This is a genomic window from Streptomyces sp. NPDC053541 (assembly GCF_044544705.1).
Taxonomy (GTDB): domain Bacteria; phylum Actinomycetota; class Actinomycetes; order Streptomycetales; family Streptomycetaceae; genus Streptomyces.
In genome coordinates, this window is the sequence record NZ_JBITXM010000003.1 from 43,945 (window position 1) to 61,731 (window position 17,787).

At 75.7% G+C, this 17,787-nt stretch carries 16 protein-coding genes; 11 read left to right on the plus strand and 5 right to left on the minus strand.

The window, feature by feature from the left end:
- Positions 1-282: 282 nt before the first annotated feature.
- The 8 genes from ACIGW2_RS07505 (at position 283) to ACIGW2_RS07540 (ending at position 12,650) form a co-directional block, all read left to right on the plus strand.
- Complete coding sequence (locus ACIGW2_RS07505; protein WP_391652335.1) at positions 283-798, plus strand: hypothetical protein; 516 nt, start codon at positions 283-285, stop codon at positions 796-798.
- 112 nt (positions 799-910) lie between these two features.
- Positions 911-2,236 carry a glycosyltransferase gene (locus ACIGW2_RS07510; RefSeq protein WP_399841807.1) on the plus strand — a complete coding sequence of 442 codons (1,326 nt, stop codon included), beginning with the start codon at positions 911-913 and terminating at the stop codon, positions 2,234-2,236.
- A 225-nt stretch (positions 2,237-2,461) separates the two neighbouring features.
- Complete coding sequence (locus ACIGW2_RS07515; RefSeq protein WP_399841810.1) at positions 2,462-3,445, plus strand: alpha/beta hydrolase; 984 nt, start codon at positions 2,462-2,464, stop codon at positions 3,443-3,445.
- Entirely contained in the window at positions 3,442-5,709 is a 2,268-nt protein-coding gene (locus tag ACIGW2_RS07520) for a hypothetical protein (RefSeq protein WP_399841813.1), read from the plus strand. The genes ACIGW2_RS07515 and ACIGW2_RS07520 overlap by 4 nt, the downstream gene beginning before the upstream one ends.
- On the plus strand, positions 5,706-6,662 hold the full coding sequence (locus ACIGW2_RS07525) for a MoxR family ATPase (RefSeq protein ID WP_361575926.1): 957 nt from the start codon (positions 5,706-5,708) through the stop codon (positions 6,660-6,662). The genes ACIGW2_RS07520 and ACIGW2_RS07525 overlap by 4 nt, the downstream gene beginning before the upstream one ends.
- A complete protein-coding gene (locus ACIGW2_RS07530) occupies positions 6,655-11,430 on the plus strand; it encodes a NaeI family type II restriction endonuclease (protein ID WP_399841818.1) in 4,776 nt (1,591 codons plus the stop codon). The genes ACIGW2_RS07525 and ACIGW2_RS07530 overlap by 8 nt, the downstream gene beginning before the upstream one ends.
- 28 nt (positions 11,431-11,458) lie before the next feature.
- Complete coding sequence (locus ACIGW2_RS07535; RefSeq protein WP_399841821.1) at positions 11,459-12,220, plus strand: hypothetical protein; 762 nt, start codon at positions 11,459-11,461, stop codon at positions 12,218-12,220.
- Positions 12,221-12,272: 52 nt separating this feature from the next.
- Positions 12,273-12,650 (plus strand): DUF1304 domain-containing protein, encoded by a 378-nt coding sequence (locus ACIGW2_RS07540; protein WP_399841824.1) that lies wholly within the window; start codon positions 12,273-12,275, stop codon positions 12,648-12,650.
- 148 nt (positions 12,651-12,798) lie between these two features.
- Here the strand turns inward: ACIGW2_RS07540 and ACIGW2_RS07545 are convergent, their stop codons facing one another.
- Genes ACIGW2_RS07545 through ACIGW2_RS07555 form a run of 3 tightly spaced genes read right to left on the minus strand, consistent with a single transcriptional unit; the run spans position 12,799 to position 14,686 of the window.
- Positions 12,799-13,953, minus strand: coding sequence for an NAD(P)/FAD-dependent oxidoreductase (locus tag ACIGW2_RS07545; protein ID WP_399841827.1), 1,155 nt, complete (start codon positions 13,951-13,953; stop codon positions 12,799-12,801).
- Complete coding sequence (locus tag ACIGW2_RS07550; protein WP_399841830.1) at positions 13,950-14,195, minus strand: helix-turn-helix domain-containing protein; 246 nt, start codon at positions 14,193-14,195, stop codon at positions 13,950-13,952. The genes ACIGW2_RS07545 and ACIGW2_RS07550 overlap by 4 nt, the downstream gene beginning before the upstream one ends.
- Positions 14,195-14,686, minus strand: coding sequence for a DUF2975 domain-containing protein (locus ACIGW2_RS07555; protein WP_391652326.1), 492 nt, complete (start codon positions 14,684-14,686; stop codon positions 14,195-14,197). The genes ACIGW2_RS07550 and ACIGW2_RS07555 overlap by 1 nt, the downstream gene beginning before the upstream one ends.
- 294 nt (positions 14,687-14,980) lie before the next feature.
- Here ACIGW2_RS07555 and ACIGW2_RS07560 point away from each other — a divergent pair, with 294 nt between their 5' ends.
- Together ACIGW2_RS07560 and ACIGW2_RS07565 are read left to right on the plus strand one after the other, a co-directional pair.
- Positions 14,981-15,397, plus strand: a complete 417-nt coding sequence (locus tag ACIGW2_RS07560; protein WP_399841833.1) for an EF-hand domain-containing protein — start codon at positions 14,981-14,983, stop codon at positions 15,395-15,397.
- A complete protein-coding gene (locus ACIGW2_RS07565; RefSeq protein ID WP_399841836.1) occupies positions 15,398-15,547 on the plus strand; it encodes a hypothetical protein in 150 nt (49 codons plus the stop codon).
- A 59-nt stretch (positions 15,548-15,606) separates the two neighbouring features.
- Here ACIGW2_RS07565 and ACIGW2_RS07570 read toward each other — a convergent pair whose 3' ends face one another.
- The gene (locus ACIGW2_RS07570; RefSeq protein WP_391652324.1) at positions 15,607-15,729 is read right to left on the minus strand and encodes a hypothetical protein; all 123 of its coding nucleotides are present in this window, start codon (positions 15,727-15,729) and stop codon (positions 15,607-15,609) included.
- Positions 15,726-16,502, minus strand: a complete 777-nt coding sequence (locus ACIGW2_RS07575; RefSeq protein ID WP_399841839.1) for a MerR family transcriptional regulator — start codon at positions 16,500-16,502, stop codon at positions 15,726-15,728. Before ACIGW2_RS07575 ends, ACIGW2_RS07570 begins: the two co-directional genes overlap by 4 nt.
- 107 nt (positions 16,503-16,609) lie before the next feature.
- On the opposite strand from ACIGW2_RS07575, the gene ACIGW2_RS07580 reads away from it, so the two are divergent.
- Positions 16,610-17,704 carry a serine hydrolase domain-containing protein gene (locus tag ACIGW2_RS07580; RefSeq protein ID WP_399841842.1) on the plus strand — a complete coding sequence of 365 codons (1,095 nt, stop codon included), beginning with the start codon at positions 16,610-16,612 and terminating at the stop codon, positions 17,702-17,704.
- Positions 17,705-17,787 lie beyond the last annotated feature (83 nt).

The window sequence follows — 17,787 nt, forward strand, 5'->3', positions numbered from 1 at the left end:
GGCCGCCCCGCCTCCCTGGGTGCAGCCCCCCCCGCCCTCCCCGGCGGGGGTTGTTGGGGACTTACTGGCGGGCCCCCCCCCCCCCGGCCCCCCCCCCCCCCCCCCCCCCGCGCCCCGGGGGGGGGGGGCCCGCGGCCCGCCCGGACACCTCGGCGCCCGCGAGCCCCCGCGCGTTCCCCGGGCTCCGCGAGGTGATCTTCACGACACGCGTTCTCCCCGGCACGGCGCCGGTCCGGGTGAAAGGGTGACGGGACGCGGACGCGCGCGAACGGGGGGACGGACATGGAGCTCGACGAGCTCGTCAAGGAGGAACTGGCCCGGCACGACTGGGCCGCGCTGCCCTGCGGCTGCGGCGACAGCGCCGAGCACGTGCCGCTGCTGTTCGAGGCGATCCTGACGGCGGAGACGGAGCAGCAGTTGCGGGGGTACTCCCTCGACGGGCACGTCGTCCGGGACGGTGACCTCTTCGCGTGCACCCCGGCGGCCGTCGGCGTCACGATGGCCGCGCTCTCCGGCGGGGCGTCCGCCCCCGCGAGGGCGGAGCTCGTGCACACGCTGTGGCGGGTGGCCATCGCCGAGTTCGCCCCCGACGAGCTCACCGGGCAGGTCCGGGACGCCGTCACCGAGGGCCTCTGGCCGCTCGTGCGGGCCGGCCTCGCCGGCCGCCCGCACGTCGCCGAGTCCGTCGCCACCGTCCTGGCCTCGCTCGACGCCCGCGGAGATCGCGTCGCGCACTATCGCAAGCTGCTCGACGAACGCGCCGCCTCCAAGGGCAGGCGCTGGACGTCCCGTTCCTGAGGCGGCCGACGCGCCGCGTCCCGCGGACCCTTCGCCGCCACGTCCGCGCGGTTCGTACGCTCGCCCCGCGCGTCGTCCCATCGCCCGCACCGCACCCAGAAGGATCTCCGCCATGACCAAGGTTCTCGTCGCCGCCACGCCCGTCTCCGGGCACCACGGCCCGCTGCTGCGCATCGCGAGCCATCTCGTCGCCGCCGGGCACGAGGTGGTCTTCCTCGGCGGCGCCCGCTTCGCGGCGGAAGTGCGGGCCGCAGGAGCGGAGTTCCGGGCGCTGCCCGCCGAAGCCGACTACGACGACCGGGACTTCACCGCGCGGTTCCCGGAGCGGTCCCGGGTACCCGCCGGGCCGGCCCAGACCATGTGGGACGTCATGCACGTCTTCGGCGACCCGACGCCCCACCAGCACCGGGCCCTGCGGGAGGTACTGGCCGGCTTTCCGGCCACCGCCGTGCTCTACGACAACCTCTTCCTCGGCGGCGTGGCACTCTCGCTCGCCGAGCCGCTGGGCCGCCGCCCCGCCACGTACAGCGTCGGCATCTCCCCGCTCGGCGTCGAGAGCCGGGACACCGCCCCGCACGTGCTCGGGCTGCTGCCGCCGGCCGACGACGCCCAGCGTGCCGAGTACGCGGCCATCGCCGCCCGCATGGCCGAGCAGCGGGCCCCGCTCGTCACCCACCTGCGCGCCTGCTTCGCCGCCGCCGGGGCGCCGCTGCCCGAGGGCCCGCTGGGCCGGACCCTGACCGACGCGGCCGACGCCTTCCTGCAACTGACCGTGCCCGGCTTCGAGTACCCGCGCAGCGACCAGCCCGCCGGCGTCCGCTTCGTCGGCGCGATCCCGATCCCCGCCGCCCCGGGGCAGCGCCCGCCCGTCTGGTGGCCCGAGCTGGAACGGGCCCGCGCCGCCGGGAAGCGGATCGTCGTCACCACCCAGGGCACCCTCGCCAACACCGAGCTCGGCCGGCTCGTCGTCCCCACCCTGCGCGCCCTGGCCGACCGCGAGGACGTCCTCGTCGTGGCCGCCACCGGCCGCCCCGACGCCGCCGAACAGGTCACCGCCGCCCTCGCGCCCGCCTCCCTGCCCGGCAACGCGCTCGTGGCAGGCTTCGTCCCCTTCGCCGAACTCCTGCCGCTCACGTCCCTGTTGGTCACCAATGGCGGCTACGGCGGCACCCAGGCCGCGCTCGCCCACGGTGTGCCGCTCGTCGTGGCCGGCGACTCCGAGGACAAGCCCGAGGTCGCCGCCCGTGTCGAATGGACCGGCACCGGCGTCAACCTGCGCACCGCCGAACCCGCCGACGCCGTGCTGCGCGAGGCCGTCGACACCGTCCTCGGCACGCCCGCCTACCGGGAACGGGCCGCCGCCCTCGCCAAGGAGTACGCCGCGCACGATGCCCTCGGCCTCATCGAGGCGCTGGTCAGCGGCCCCGAGCGCGGCTGAGAAGCCCGTGTCTTCCCGGGGACGCCCGGGAAGACACGGGACGCCCCCGGACCGTCCGCGAACGCCTGAGCACGGCCGGGCGCGGCCCGGAGCGGTGGAGGGCGGCCATCCGGCCAAGCTTGCCCGGAGACATGGCCGAGATCGCTCGGTCCCTCCCCCACCGGCTTGCCCCCGCCGGTCCCACCGGACAGGATCACCCGGAACACCATGTCGAACGGGGGAGCAATGAAGCCACGCCTGGTCTTCGTCCACGGCATCGGCGCCCCCCGCGACGCCGCCGCCGACCTGGACGAATGGCTGCGGGCCGTCGCCGCCGGAGCCCGCGCCGCCGGCCACTCCGCGCAGGTCTCGGCGCTCACCGCAGGCTGGGCCGCGGACGCCCGCTTCGCGTACTACGGCGACCTGTTCCGCACCGCCGAGGCCCAGGGCGCCGGCGCCCCCGCCGCCGGCCCGGACGACTCCCCGGACGACGCGCTGCTCGCCGAACTGCTCCGGGAAGCCGTCGAGGAACGCCTCGCCGGCCCCGCCCCGCTCACCCCCGCCGAGGACGCCGCCCTGCGCGCCGCCCGCACCCGGCTCGCCCCGCCCGCCGGGGCCCAGGGCGCCGGCGCGGCCGCCCGGCGCGTCGTCAACGCCGTCACCAGCCTGCTCGCCGTCCCCGGACTCCGGCTCGTCGGCGGCCGGCTCAGCGCCCGCGCCACCCTCGGCATGCTCGGCCAGGTCGCCCGCTACCTCAACCGCGCCGAGTCCGACGGCACCACCACCCTCGACCAGCGGATCCGCGCCCGCGTCGCCGACTGCCTCGACCCGCACGGCCCCAACGTCGTCGTCGCCCACTCGCTCGGCACCGTCGTCGCCCTGGAGACCCTGCACGAGCAGGCCGCGGGCGAACACCCCGTGGACGTACCGCTGTTCGTCACCCTCGGCTCGCCGCTCGGCATCCGCACCGCCGTCGGCCCGCGGGTCCGCCCCCACCTCGGCACCCCCGACAACGTCGGCCGCTGGCTCAACTTCTGGGACCGCGACGACCTCGTCGCCGCCCGGCCCCGCCTGGAGGACTTCGTCAAGCCCAACGCCGCCGCCGTCGCCCCCGTCAGCCACCGGGTCGACTCCGACGGCCTCTGGGTGCACCCCGCCGCCACCTACCTGGCGCAGCCCGCCGTCGCCGGCCCCCTCGTCGAAGCGCTCACCACCCTCGCGGAGCGATGACCGAACCCCGCCATGTGCTGGTGATCGGGGCCCAGTGCCCCGACCTCGGACCGCTCGACGACCTGGAGACGGCCGCCCGGACCCTGCACGACACCCTCGTCACCCCCTGGGCCGGCGCCTGCGCCGCCACCCCGGACCACGGCACCACCCTCCTGTACGGCCCCGGACTCACCCGCGAGACCGTCGAGAAGGAGGTACGACGGGCCGGCCGCGCCGCCGCCGAGGCCGGCGCCGTCCTCGTGCTCGCCCTGCTCGGCCACGGCATGGGCACCGGCGCCCGCCTCCACTACATGGCCGAGGACTCCCGCGCCGACGAGCCGCTCACCGCCGTCGACATCGGCTCCCTGCTCGGCGACCTCCTCGACACCACCGGACTCGACGGACTCGTCGCCCTCGTCGACACCTGCCACGCCGGCAACGCCCTGCCCGACCTGCCCTCCCTCGCCCACGGCATCCGGCGCGGCGACACCCGGCTCTCGCTCCTCATGGCCGCCGGCGCCGACGAGGAGGCCTACGCCCTGCGCTTCAGCAGCACCGTCGTCAAGGTCCTCAAGGAAGGCATCGCCGACGCCGGCGAGACCCTGACCGGCGCCGCCGTCGTCCGGGCCGTCCGCGAGGACGGCGGCGCGCTCGGCCAGAACGTGCACTGCGCCGACTACGACGGCGCCGCCTTCGCCACCAGCCCGCTGTGGCTCGCCCGCAACGCCCGGCACGCCACCCACGGCACCACCCCCTTCGGCCCGCTCGCCCGCGCCGAACTCGCCCGCGCCCTCGCACCCCTGACCGCCCCGGACGGCACCCCCGGCCCGTACCCCGCCCTCGCCGACACCGTCCGTCACCCCCGCGACCTCGCCGCACTGCGCGAACGGCTGGCCGGACTCGGCGGCCCCGCCCAGCGATGGGCGGCCGGCGTCCTCGACGCCCTCCGGGACACCTCCCGCACCCTCACCCTCCTCGAAGCCTGGCCCGGCACCGACCTCACCACCCCGCTGCTGCGCCGCACCCTCGCCGCCACCCGCACCGGCACCGGATCGGCCGCCGCCCCCGAACCTCCCGACTCCACCGGCACCGAACTCCTCCGCGACGCCGTCGAACACCTCCGGCTGCACGCCCCCGTGCCCCGGCACAGCCCCACCGCACCGCTCGCCGACTTCCTCGCCCGGCTCGCCCGCGCCACCCGGGTCGACCCGAGGGACCCGGCCCTGCGCGCCTGGGCCAAGGACACCGGCGCCGTCATCGACCTCAACGACGCCTTCGCCCGGCTCGCCGAGGACACCGCCGAACTGCGCCTCCGCCTGGTCGTCAGCCTGCACTCCGCCATCGGCGACGAATGGCCGGAAACCCTGGAGGTCTGGCTCCTCGACGGCGGAGAGGTCCGCCACCGCGAGGAGTTCCGCTGCCCCGCCCAGGACCGCGCCGGCACCGAACGCGCCCTCGTCGCCGCCCTGCGCTGGGCCACCCGGCACGCCAAACTCCTCGACGCGCCGCTGCGCCGCGTCGAGATCGCCGCCCCCGCCCCGCTGCTCGCCACCTGGCGCCCCGAGGAGACCGAGATCGGCCGCCGCCTCGGCACCCTCTACGACGTCGTGCTGCGCTGGAGCGACCGGATCCAGCCGCCCGACCACCTCTTCTGGATCAACGACCACGCCCGCGGCATCCTCAAGTCCCTCGACGAGAGCCCCGACGGCCGGCGCGTCGACTGGCTCGGCGAGGGCGACACCCGCCGCGCCGCCGACCTGTCCGCCCGCCTCAGGGACGCCCCGCCCACCCGCGCGGTCGCCCTCGCCCACCGCCCCGCCCAGCTCGCCGGCCTGATGGAGACCCTGCTCGCCTCCTCGCCCATCCTGCTGTGGCCCGACGCGGACCCCGACGCCCCGCCGGCACCCCCCGCCGTACGCCGCTCCGTCGACGCCCACTGGCACCAGCTGCCCGGCGCCTTCAGCCAGGCCTACCGGGCCCGCTGGAGCGCCGGCCCCCAGCCGTCGCGACCGGCCCCCGACGGCCCCGGCACCCTGCACCACCTCGCCGCACTGCGCACGGTCTGGGACGGCACCGAATGGCTCGACTTCTGCGACTGGTTCGAGCAGTACGCCCACACCGGCGACCCCTACGCCGGCGACGCCTGGACCGGTGACACCCACCCCGGCGGCGCCCACACCGGCGCCGCCCCCACCTGCGACGAGCACACCGAACACGACGCGGCCCGGACCGCGGCGGCCCCGCCGGGGCCCCGCCGCCCGGCGCACCGGGAGGAACACGCATGACCTGGCAGCCCTTCTACGCGGGCCACGGCACCCCGCCCGCGCGCCCCGAGGACCGGGTCGACCTGCCGCCCGCCCCGCCCTGGCGCGAATTCCCCCGCCGCTCCCTGCACCGCCAGTTCGTGCCCCCGGCCGGCCTCGTCGAGGCCGTCAACGCCGCGCTCGCACTGCGCCGCCCGCTGCTCGTCACCGGACCCGCCGGCTCCGGCAAGTCCACCGTCATCGAACAGGTCGCCGCCGAACTCGACCTCGGCACCGTGCTCCGCTGGCACATCACCTCCCGCAGCGCCCTCACCGACGCCCTCTACCGCTACGACGCCCTCGGCCGCATCCACGCCCAGCGCCTCCAGAGCCCCGACGGCACCGCACCCGGCGCCGACGACATCGCGCCCTTCCTGCGCATGGGCCCCCTCGGCACCGCCCTGCTCCCCGCCGAACGGCCCCGCGCCCTGCTCATCGACGAGATCGACAAGAGCGACCTCGACCTGCCCAGCGACCTCCTCGACGTCCTGGAACGCGGCGAGTTCGAGATCCCCGAACTCGCCCGCTACGGCACCGACGTCGTCGCCGTGCGCGCCTGGCAGGGCGACACCCACCACGAGATCCGGCGCGGCCGCGTCCAGTGCACCGAGTTCCCCTTCATCGTCATGACCAGCAACGGCGAACGCGACTTCCCCGCCGCCTTCCTGCGCCGCTGCGTCCGCTACACCATGCCCCTGCCCACCCCCGAGACCCTGCTCCGCATCGTCGAGGCCCACATGGGCACCGAACGCGCCGGCACCCCCGAGGCCGGCCGGCTCGTCACCGCCTTCCTCGAACGGCTCCGCGCCGGCGAGAGCCTCGCCGTCGACCAGCTCCTCAACGCCGTCCACCTGCTGGCCGGCACCGACGCCCCCGACGAGGCCCGCCGCCAGGCCGTCGAGGACCTCATCCTGCGCGAGCTCTCGCATGCCTGAACCCCTGCCCCGGCTGCTCGCCGCCCTGCGCACCGCCGTCCCCGAACTGGACGGCACCGCGCTGGCGGAAGCGCTGTGGCTGGCCGCCCACCGGGCCGCCGAGGACCCGGACGCCGCGCCCCGGCCCGTACCCGATCCCGCCGCCGAAGAGGACGACGGCGCCCCGGCACGGGCCGGGCGACAGCGCCCCGCACCGCCCGCCGACGACCCCCACACCGCCCCCGGCGCCCCCGCCGGGCGGCCACCGCAGCCCCGCACCGCCGCGGACGACGCCCCGCCCGGCACCCCCGGCGGCCGCGCCCTGCACGAACGGCTCGCCGGCAGCACCACCCCCGTCCGCGGCCAGGCCGTCGCCGCCCCGCACACCGGCGCACTGCCCCGCGCCCTGGAACTCACCCGCGCCCTGCGCCCCTGGAAACGGCGCTGGCCCGAAGGCCGCGGCAGCACCCTCGACATCGACGCCACCGTCGACGGCTACGCCCGCAGCGGCGAACTCATCCCCGTCCTCACCGCCGCGCCCGAGCGCTGGTTCGACCTCGTCCTCATCGTCGACCGCTCGCCCGGCATGCGCGTGTGGACCGAGACCGTCGCCGAGTTCACCGCCGTCCTCGACCGCCTCGGTGCCTTCCGCACCCTCCACGTCACCGACCTCACCTTCGACCCGGACGGCACCCCCCGCGCCCCCGGCCCGCTGCGCGCCGCCGACGGCCGGCGCCTGGTCGTGCTCGTCTCCGACTGCATGGCCGAGGCCTGGCGCCGCCCCGGGATCTGGCACCTGCTGCGCGACTGGGCCGGGACCCACCCCACCGCACTCCTCAACCCGCTGCCCACCAAGCTCTGGCGCCGCGGCGGCCTCAACCTCCCCACCGTCCGCTTCACCCCCGCCGCCCCCGGCAGCCCCCGCAGCCGGGTCCCCGTCGAACCGCCCGCCCTCGCGCCCCGCGGACCCGACGAGGACGGCGCGTGGCTGCCCGTCCCCGTCCTCTCCCTCACCCCGCACTCCCTCGGCCGCTGGTCCCAGACCCTCATGCGCGGCGACCCGGACGGCTGCACCGCCGTCCTCGTCCCCCCGACCGGCCGCCCCGCCGGTGCCGCCCGGCCCCCCGCGACCCCGCTCCCGCCGGCCGAACGCACCCGTCGCTTCCTGCGCACCGCCTCCCCGCGCGCCGCCCGGCTCGCCGTGCTGTGCGCCCCCTTCGACCGGCTGAGCCTGCGCCTGCTGCACCTCGTGCGCGCCCGGCTGGTGCCGGACGCGGCGCTCGCGGACGTGGCCGAGGTCGTCACCAGCGGCGTCTTCGACGTGGTCGACGCCGGCGGCCCCGTCGAACTCGTCCTCGCGCCCGAGGCCCAGGAGGTCCTGGCCGAACACCTCCCCACCCACGAGGTGTGGGCCCTCCACCGGGCCCTCGACCAGCACCTCGCCAACCGCGGCACCGGCCCCACCCGGCTGCCCGCCGTCGCCCACGACGGCGACGGCCCGCACACCCTGGAGGCCGAGCGCGCCGCCTTCGCCCGCGCCTCGCGGCGAACCCTGGAGCTGCTGGGCCTGGCGGAACCGGAGGCGGACGCGGGCGGGAGAGGGGGCGCGGGGGAGGCCCCCGCACCGGTGGTGGAACTGCCGCCGGCACCGGAGCCGTACGTCGTGCGGGACGACGGGGCCGTGGAGGAGCTGGCCCTGCACCTCGCGAGTCGGCCGCGGTACGCGACCATGTGGGTCACCGCGCGGGAGGCCGTCCCCGGCGCCGGACGGACCGCGCTGGCGCTCGCCGTCGCTCACCGCGCGGCCCCCGACTTCCCCGACGGCGTGTTCTTCGTGCCGCTCCGGGCCTCCGGTCGCTGCCCCGTGGAACCGCTGGCGGCACTGCTCGGGCTGCTCGCCGACCTGGGTGGCGAGACGGAGCAGGAGCCGGTCACGAGCGTCCCCGACGGTGTCGACGCCGTGCTGGCCCGGCTGCAGGGTCGCCGCGTCCTGCTGGTCCTGGACGACGTGGGCGCCGAGGAGTTCGTCGGTCTGCTCGCCGACGGAGTGCCGGACGGCTGCGCCGTCCTCGCGACGAGCCGGCTGCCGGGTATCCCCGACCACGGCTTCGGGGCCGTGGCCGAGCTGTCACCTCTGACCGGCGGGGACGCCGGCCGCCTCCTCGGCGCGGTGCCGGAGATGGAGGGCGACTGGTGGCCGCTCAGCCTCCGCGTGCTGGGGGCCGTACGTGACTCCGACGAGGAGGACGTCGTCCTGCGCGTGCACCGCCTGGTCTCCGACGCCCTGGCCGACGGCTCGGCCGTCGACCCCGAGACCGCCGTCCGCACCGTGCTCGACGGCTCCGTCAACAGCCGCGTCCTCGTCCGCCTCGCGGAGATCACCCCCGGCGAGTTCACGGCCGAGGAGGCCGCCGCCGTCCTGGACATCGGGCCCGACCGCATCCACCGGCGCCTGGACGCCCTGGTGGCCGAGGGGCTGCTCGAACCCGCCCGGCGCGGACGCTACGCCTTCCGCCCCCTGGTGTACGAGGAGATCGCCGCCCTCCCGGGCTACGACGAGCGGCGCGAGCTGTCCCGGGCCCGCATCCGGGAGTTCCACCGCCGGGCCGCCGCCGGCCTGTACCGGGAACGGCACCCCGACAGCATCCTGCCCGGACTCCTCGGCATCGAGCCCCGGTTCGCGCCCCACCCCGAGACGTGGGTGCCCAACGCCCTGGCCTCCCCGGGCGTCGACGCCGACACGCTGCTGCTGCTCCAGGACCTCGGCTCCACCCCCGTCCACCGCGTCCGCTTCGCCCACGCCGCCCTCCGGCACGTCGACACGTCCGCCCCCGGGCCGGCCACCGCCCGGGCCGTCCTCGCGCTCGCGAGCTCCCTCGACCGGGTCGGACTGCACGACGAGGCCTGGGACACCCTGCACCACGTCTCCGCCGCCGTGCTCCGGGCCGACACCGCGACCCACGGGCACAGCGCGCTCCTGACGGCCCGGCTGGCCCTCGCCCTCCGGCCGAACCGCGCCGAGGACGCCCCCGCCCGGGCCAGGGCCGCCCTGGCCCGCTTCGAGCGGACCGGCTCCCTCGAACTCCTCGACACCCTCCGCGTCCTCGAACAGGCCCTGGCCGTGACCGGCGAGGACCACGAACGCCTCTCCGTCCAGTACCGGCTGGCCCGGGAGCTCCAGGCCCGCGGCGCCCGTTCCGAGGAGGCACAGGTCCTGGTGCGGATCGCCGACACCCACCTGCGCCTGGGGCGCCCCCACGAGGTGGAGGTCACCGCCGACCGGGTCCTCGCCCTGCTCGACGGCACCGAAGGACCCGAGGACGAGGCCACCCGCGAGGCCGCCCTCCGGCTGCGCCGCGAGGCCGCCGCGCCGCCCCGCGAACCGATCGTGCTCGCGCTGCGCGCCGCCACGCCCACCCGCCTGCTCGCACCCGCCGTCCGCGCCCTGCTCGCCGAGCTGTCCTTCCTGGGGCCGCAGCGCGCCCAGGCCTTCACCCTCGACGACGACCTCGTCCTGCTCGTCGACGGCGCCACGCCCCTCGCCCGCCTTCTCCTCGCGCTCGCCGAGCGGCTGCCGCTCCGGCTCGACCGGGCCGCCGTGCGCCTGGCGGTCCACAAGGGGCCGGTGCTCGGTGACCCCGAGGACGACCTGGGCGTCGAGTACACCCGGACGATGCTGCGCTCGGCCGAGTTCGGGCGGGTGCGCGCCAACTACCCGGACGACGTGGTGCTGTGCGTCTCCCCGGAGGCGTACGAGACGCTGTTCCGCGAGGAGACGGACCGGGACCGGGCCGGCACCCTGGACGGCGCCTACAGCCCGCGCGAGGTGCGCACCGCGAACGGCGACGTGGTGTGCGTGATCCTCACCCCCCGCGTGGACCTCTCCGCGTACGACGCCCGACTCATGGACCTGGCGAGGGTGTTCAACGAGCTGGACCCGGACGGCACGCACCTGGCCGGGCTCGTCAGGGACGCCCTCGACACCGTGCTCGACCCGCTCGCCTCGGGCCGCTTCGACCCGGAGGGGCTGACCGGGGCCGAACGCGAGCGGGTGGCGGAGGAGTTGACCCGGTCCCTCGACCGCGGCTCCTTCCCCTTCCGGGCCGGCGAGTCGGCCGTCCTGCTCCGGGAACGACAGGCGCTGGCCACCCGGGTGCTGCCGCACGCGCCGCGCGGGGCCGAGGAGCCCGCGCCCGGCGGGCACGCCGACGGCACGCCCCACCTCCTCGTGTACGCGGAGGACGCCCGCGCCCGCTGGTCGGCCGGGCTGGTCCGGGTCCGCGACGGGCGGCTCAACCCGGGCGCCGTGCTCTGGCTGCACCGCAACGCCCCGTTCCCCGAGAACGTCCTGCTCTCCCTGCCCGAGCGGAGCCGCGAGGCCGTCCTCGGGCGGTCCGGCGACGTGGACCGGGTCGCCGAGCTCTTCCGCTGCGAGCGCCTCCGCGCCGTCCCCGCGAGCGCGCTCCGCCCCCTGCTCGCCGAGCACGACCGGGACCGGGACAGGGACCGGGCGGCGCTGGAGCGGGTGGTGCGCCTGGCCGGCCGGGCGCTGCGCGACGAGGGCGTGGTCCTGCTGGCCGGAAACCCGCGCGGCCGGGCCATGGCCGAGGCCCTGCGGCTCCCCGTACCGCCGCCGGGCAGCTACCTCAGTGCTCCGCTCGTCCGCCAGTCGCCCGCCCACACCGGGCGCCCCGCGGTCCTCGTCGACGGCGCCTCCTGGGTGGTGGCCCAGGACGGGGACGCCCTGGCTCCGCTGCCCGCCGGCTTCCCGGGCCTGCGGATGCGCTGACCCCGGCGGGCGAGGCGAAGGAGACACGATGAGACTGACGATCGACGACGACTGGCTCGCCACGGTGACGGACGAGCCGCTCGCCCACGCGCCCCGGTTCGAGGGCAACTGGGTCGACCTCGCACCCCCCGCCGACACCATGGAGCGCGAACGGTTCCTCGGGGCCACCTTCGGCAGCAGGGAGTGGCTGTGGGACGCCCCCGACACCCTGCGGTTCGACCGGGACACCCGCAGACTCGTGGGGGCACGGCTCCAGATGCCGTACCTGAGCGCGGACACCGAGACCACCCGCCGCGTTCCCGTCCTGCCCCCGACCCGCCCCGGCGGGCTTCTCGCCGACGAGGTCCGGGACTTCCGGATGGAGATGTGCGCCGTCCTCTGCCGCGCCCCCGGCGACACGGAACTGATCTGCCTGCGCGACCCGGACGTCCTCGACGCCCCGCTGGAGGCCCGGATCGGCATCGCCCCCGACGTCGGCCTCCTCGTCCGGCGGGGCACCGTCGTCGGCTGGAGCATCACCGACCCGGTCCGTCACCTGACCAGGGGAGCGCCCGACCCCACCCCGCCCGCCGCCGGCACCCACCGCCTCTTCAGCGCCTGCCTGGACCTGGTGACCCAGCCCCTCTTCGACGCGGTGGACGACGGCGACCCCGCCGCCCTCGGCCGCCTCCGCGCCACCCACGAGGCCCTGCGCGACCGGACCGAGGACCGCGCCCGGGCCGAGGCGCTGCTCGACCTGATCTCCACCATGGTGGAGGACCACGGCGGCGACGCTCCTGCGAGCGGGTGAACGGGGCACGCGACGGCTTCCCCGGCTCCCCGGCCCGTACGAGCATGGGGGCATGCACATCGTCAGCCAGGTCTTCGCGCTGGTCGCCGCGGCCGTCCACCTCTTCGTCTGGCCGCTGGAGAGCTTCCTCTACAGCCGCCGGGCGTGGGTGCGGGAGTTCCTCACCGGAAGCACGGCGGACGCCCCCGAGGTCCGCCTCTGGCGGTTCAACGTCGGGTTCTACAACCTCTTCCTGGCCTGCGGCATGATCGCCGGCTTCGTCGCCCTGCACCTGGGCCACGAGACCGTCGCCCGGTCCCTGATCCTCTACGTGGCCGCCTTCATGACCGGCGGCGGGATCATGCTCTTCGTCTCCGAGCCCGCGCTGTGGCGCGGCGCGCTGAGCCAGGCCGTCCCGGGCGTCGTCATCCTCGTCGCCGAACTCGCCTGAAGGGGCGCGGGGTTCGGCCGTCCGTCGGCCGGAGGGGGCGAGAGAGGGCCGGTTGGTCCGGGACGCGGTGCGCGGGGGACAGGGCCGACAGCGGGCCCTGGCGGCCCCTTCGCCGCCGGAACCGGGCGCGCCGTCAACGGACGCGCCGTCAACGGGCGGGCGTCGGGAAGGACCTGTCGCCGAACAGGACCCGCCCCGCCGCGGCGCGGCCGAACGGGGTGCGGAGCAGGGCGAACGCCGCCTGCGCCACGGCCGGGGTGCGTACCTGGGCCAGACCCCGGCGCAGCGTCAGCCGGCCCCGGAACGCGCGGCGCAGGGCGGCTCCGTCGTAGGCGGCGAGGACGTCCCGCCGCCCGGTGCGCAGCGCCTCGTCCAGGACCTCGGCCGCGAACTCCGACAGGCGCAGACACGGGTCCAGGCCGCCGGCGGTCAGCGGGGAGACGGCGCCGGCCGCGTCCCCGACCAGAAGGCCGTCGGCGCAGCCGATCCGGCGCAGCAGGCCCCCGACGGGAATCGGGCCGCCGCGCCGCTCCAGCGCCTCCGGACGGTCCGCGCCCGCCAGGCCGGGAGCCGACGCGCCGAACCGCCGCAGGGCTCGGCGCATTCCGCCCGGAAAGCGGTCCGCGTAACCGGCGACGCCCACGTGCGCGTGCTGCCCGTCGTCGACCACCCAGGCCAGGTAGCCGGGAGCGAGCGAGGGATCGAGCACGCAGTGGAAGGTGGGCGGCTCGTCGTGTCCGGCCGACGCGAAGACCTCCTCGGCGCCGACCAGCAGGTGCTCGTTGCGGTCGAGGAAGAGGTCGCGGGCGACGCGGGAGCGGGCGCCGTCCGCGCCGACCACGAATCGCGCGCGCACCGCCGTCGGCCCGCCGCGGCCCTGCAGGTCGTACGTGTCGCCCCGGCGTCCGGCGTAGCGCGTGCCCAGGGCGATCCGCACGCCGGCGGCCTTCGCGGTGGCCGCCGTCGCCGTGTAGAGGGGCCCCATGTCTCCGACCCGGTACTCGTCGCGTTCGCTGGTCAGGGTGACCGGGCGGCGCAGATCGGGCGGGTAGAGGACGACCCGTCGAATCGGCGGGCCGAGGTGCTCGGGCGGCAGCGGGAAGTCGTCGAGGGTCTTGCGCACGAAGATGCCCGTGGTGCGGACGGCGCCGGCGAGGACGGTGCGCCGGTCGACCAGCAGGACGTCGTGTCCCTGCCGTGCGAGGAGGGTGGCGGTGTGGAGGCCGGCCAGGCCGGCGCCGACGACGAGGACGTCGGTACGGGTCGTGGATCCGAGGCGGTCGTTTCCGGTCGGAGTCGTCACGGCTGCCGCCCCGCGGGCGCGGCCTCGTCGGTGAGGCCCTCGGCCTCCCAGCGCAGCAGGTCGCCGGGCTGGCACCCCAGCACCTCGCAGAGCGCTGCCAGCGTGGTGAACCGGACCGCCTTGGCGCGCCCGTTCTTGAGGACCGCCAGGTTGGCGGGGGTGATGCCGACGCGTTCGGCGAGCTCGCCCACGGACATCTTGCGCCTGGCCAGCATCACGTCGATGTCGACGACGATCGGCATCAGATCACCCCGTCCAGCTCGGCCCGCATCCGGGTCGCCTCGACCTCGCGGGCGACCGCCTGGGCGAGCAGCATCCGCAGTACGAGCACGATCAGGGCGACCGCGAACACCGACAGGGACACCCCGCCGAGCAGCAGGACGACGCCCGGGGCCACGGCCTCGCCCGGCGCCAGGACGGCGCCCAGGGCGAAGACCAGGAGGGCGGCGGCGGTGAAGGCACCGATCACGACGTGCACGTACCGGAAGGCGCCGTCGGAGAACACGTTCCCGCGCCGCACCATGGCCACCAGCTGCCACACGCAGACCAGAACGGTCTGCGCCGCGCCGATGCCCAGCACCACGATCGTCAGGATCGGCACGCGCCGGTCCGCGAGCACACCGCCCTCCATGTCCTCGGCGAGCAGCGCGACCATCACGGTCTGCGTGAACAGCGAACCGGCGAGCAGCACCACGAGCACGGCCCGCAGCACCAGCACGGTGATCTTTCCCATCAGGACCCCTTCGATCGAAACACGATGAGAAACTATCGATATTCGATAGGTGAGGCAAGGGGTGGGCCCCCGTCCGCCGTGCCCGTGGTCTCCGGCCGCGCCCCGGACGCCATGACGGGCCGGGCCCGCTCCGTGGCCCGCGCTCACACCCCGCTCCCGCGGATGGCTGTGGTCCTGCCAGGCCCAACCGATTCCGTAAGAAAGTGGGCCAGTTCCGATCTTTTGGCAATACTCGCTACAAATCGCCCCATATGCTTCACCGAAACGGACCGGAACGAGCGAGTAGGGAAACCCTTGTCTCCTCAGGAATTCATCACCGCGAAGATTCGCACCGGCTTCGACCACCTCGACCGGGACGGCGACGGCGCACTGACCGAAGCCGACCACCATCTGATGAGCCGCAGCGTCGCCCGGGGACTGGGATACGAGGAGAACTCCCCGGAGGAACAGTCCATCGTCGACGCCTACCTGCGGATCTGGCACGAGGTGCACGTCCCCCTGGACGCCGACGGCGACGGCCGGATCACCAGGGAGGAGTTCGTCGCCTCCACCTCGGCACTGGCCGGCGACGCCGCACTGGCCGACGCCGCGCTCGGCGGGCTCGCCGACCGGATCGTCACCATCGCCGACCGCGACGGCGACGACCGCATCGACGTCGACGAGTACACCGCCTTCATCCGGGGCCACGCCCCCGGCCTGAGCGAGACGTAGGTGCACGAGGCGTTCCGCCACCTCGACCGCGACGGCGACGGCACGCTGACCCGCGCCGAAGTCCGCACGGCCGTCATCGAGTACTTCACCAGCCCCGACCCGAACGCCCCCGGCAACTGGTACTTCGGCACCCCGGCCCACCGGCGCTGACCCGAGCGAGCAGCGCTTCTCGGAGCGTGCGGACCGGGCGGCGGGCCCGGCGGGCGCGGTCAGCCGGCCTCGGGGCGTGCCCGCGGCACCTCCACGGCGAGCTCGCAGGGGTGCTCCCGCCCCTCGCGCGGGAAGGCGAGGCGGACCGTGAGGACACCGACCCCGCAGGGCAGTCGCGTCACTGACGCGGGATGTCGATGCCCGCCGCGCGCAGGTGCCCTTCGATCAGCCCGTTCAGCCGGGCGACGGACGGTGCCTCGTCCTCCCGGTGGTGGTTGACCACGCCGTACCGGGAGGCCGCGTCGGGCCCGTGCGGGCGCTTGGCGGGCAGCGTCAGCAGCGCGCGGCCGGTGAGCAGGTTGGTGGCCATCGCGGAGGCCAGCTCCTCGATCCGCGGGTCGTCGGGATCCCAGGACCGCGCCTCCCAGCCGCGCTTGATGAGCGCGACGAACTCGGGGTCGCCGAGCCGGTGTTCGAGGTTGTCCAGGAACGGCTGGAAGACCTCGGGGGCCAGCGCCCTCGACAGCACCAGGGCCTCCCGCTGGGTGGTGACGTAGTCGGGGCTGAAGCCGAGCTCGACGAGTCGGTCCAGGACCGCGCAGGCCCGGTCGGGCAGCAGGGCGCGGTCACCGTGGGCGAGCCGGTGCAGGGTGTCGCGGCGGGTGGTCAGCTCCTCGATCTGTTCGGTGAGCCGGCGGTGGACGTCCTCCAGGGCGGTGGCGAAGCGCTCGGGCTCGGCGTCGAGCAGCTCGCCGATCTCGGCCAGCGGCACGCCCGCCCCCGCCAGGGCCCTGACCTGGACGAGGCGCAGCAGATCGGCCGACCCGTAGCGCCGGTAGCCGGAACGGTCCCGCTCCGGTTCGGCGACCAGACCGAGCCGGTGGTAGTGCCGCACCGTCTTGACGGTGATCCCGACGAAAGCCGCCGCCTGACCGATCGTGAGCCCCTCTGCCATGGGGCGAGAGTAACGCTCCTCCGTCGCCTTGACCGGGACCTTGACCTTGACCTTGGGTCAGGGTCCACGCTCACCTCGCACCCGCTGACGCGAGATGAGGAATCACCATGAGCGAGCAGAACACCGCCGCCGCCCAGGACCGCCCCGAGCTGCGGAAGGCCATGCAGGAGATCGTCGACGCCGGTTTCGCCGGCGTGCAGCTGCGCGTGAACGACGAGCTCGGCGAGTGGGCCGGCAGCGCCGGCGTGAGCGAGCTGGGCCGGACCGCGAAGCCGCCGACCGACGGGCACTTCCGGGTCGGCAGCGCCACCAAGACCTTCGTCGCGACCGTCGTCCTGCAGCTCGTGGACGAGGGCAGGCTCCGCCTTGAAGACCTGGTGGCCGATCACCTGCCCGAGCTCGGGCTCGACCGGCGGATCACCGTACGGATGCTCCTCCAGCACACCAGCGGGCTGTTCAACTTCACCGGCGAGTTCGCCGAGGACGGTTCGGTCGAACCCGGTGTGGTCGCCGGATGGGGCAAGGACTGGGTGGACCTGCGGCACGCCACCTTCCGGCCGGAGGAGCTGGTGCGGGGGGCGCTGGCGAAGCCGGCGCGGTTCGAGCCGGGGACGGCCTGGAGCTACTCCAACACCAACTACGTGCTGGCCAGGCTGCTGATCGAGCAGGTCACCGGTCGCCCCCTGCCCGAGGAGACGCACCGGCGGATCCTGGGCCCGCTCGGGCTCACGGGCACCCTGCTGCCGGAGACCGGAGAGGACATCCCCGAGCCGCACGCCCACGGCTACTTCGGCTACGACGACGCCGGCGAGTGGAAGGTGGTCGACACCACCCGCTTCAACCCCTCCTGGATCTCCGCCGCCGGCGACATGATCTCGACCAGCCGGGACCTCCACACGTTCTTCGCCGCGCTGAACGGCGGCAGGCTCATCCCGTCCGGGCTGCTGGCCGAGATGCGCGTCCCGGACCCCACGATGGGTTACGGACTGGGGGTCTTCGTGGAGGAGCTGGAGGGCGGCGGCACCGTCCTCCACCACAACGGAGGGTTCTGGGGCTGGGGCGCGCTGATGTACAGCACGCCCGACGGCACCAAGACCCTGACCGGCTCGCTGACCTCCGGGGACGCCGAGATGGATCTGCCCACCATGGCCGGGACGTTCGAGAAGGCGAAGCGGACCCTGGTCGAGGCGGTGTTCGCCTAGAGGGCCTCCCCGGGAGCGCCCCCGGGGCGTGTCCGGCGGGTTCGGACAGTCCGGAACGGCTCCGCCCGGCGTCCGGGCGGAGC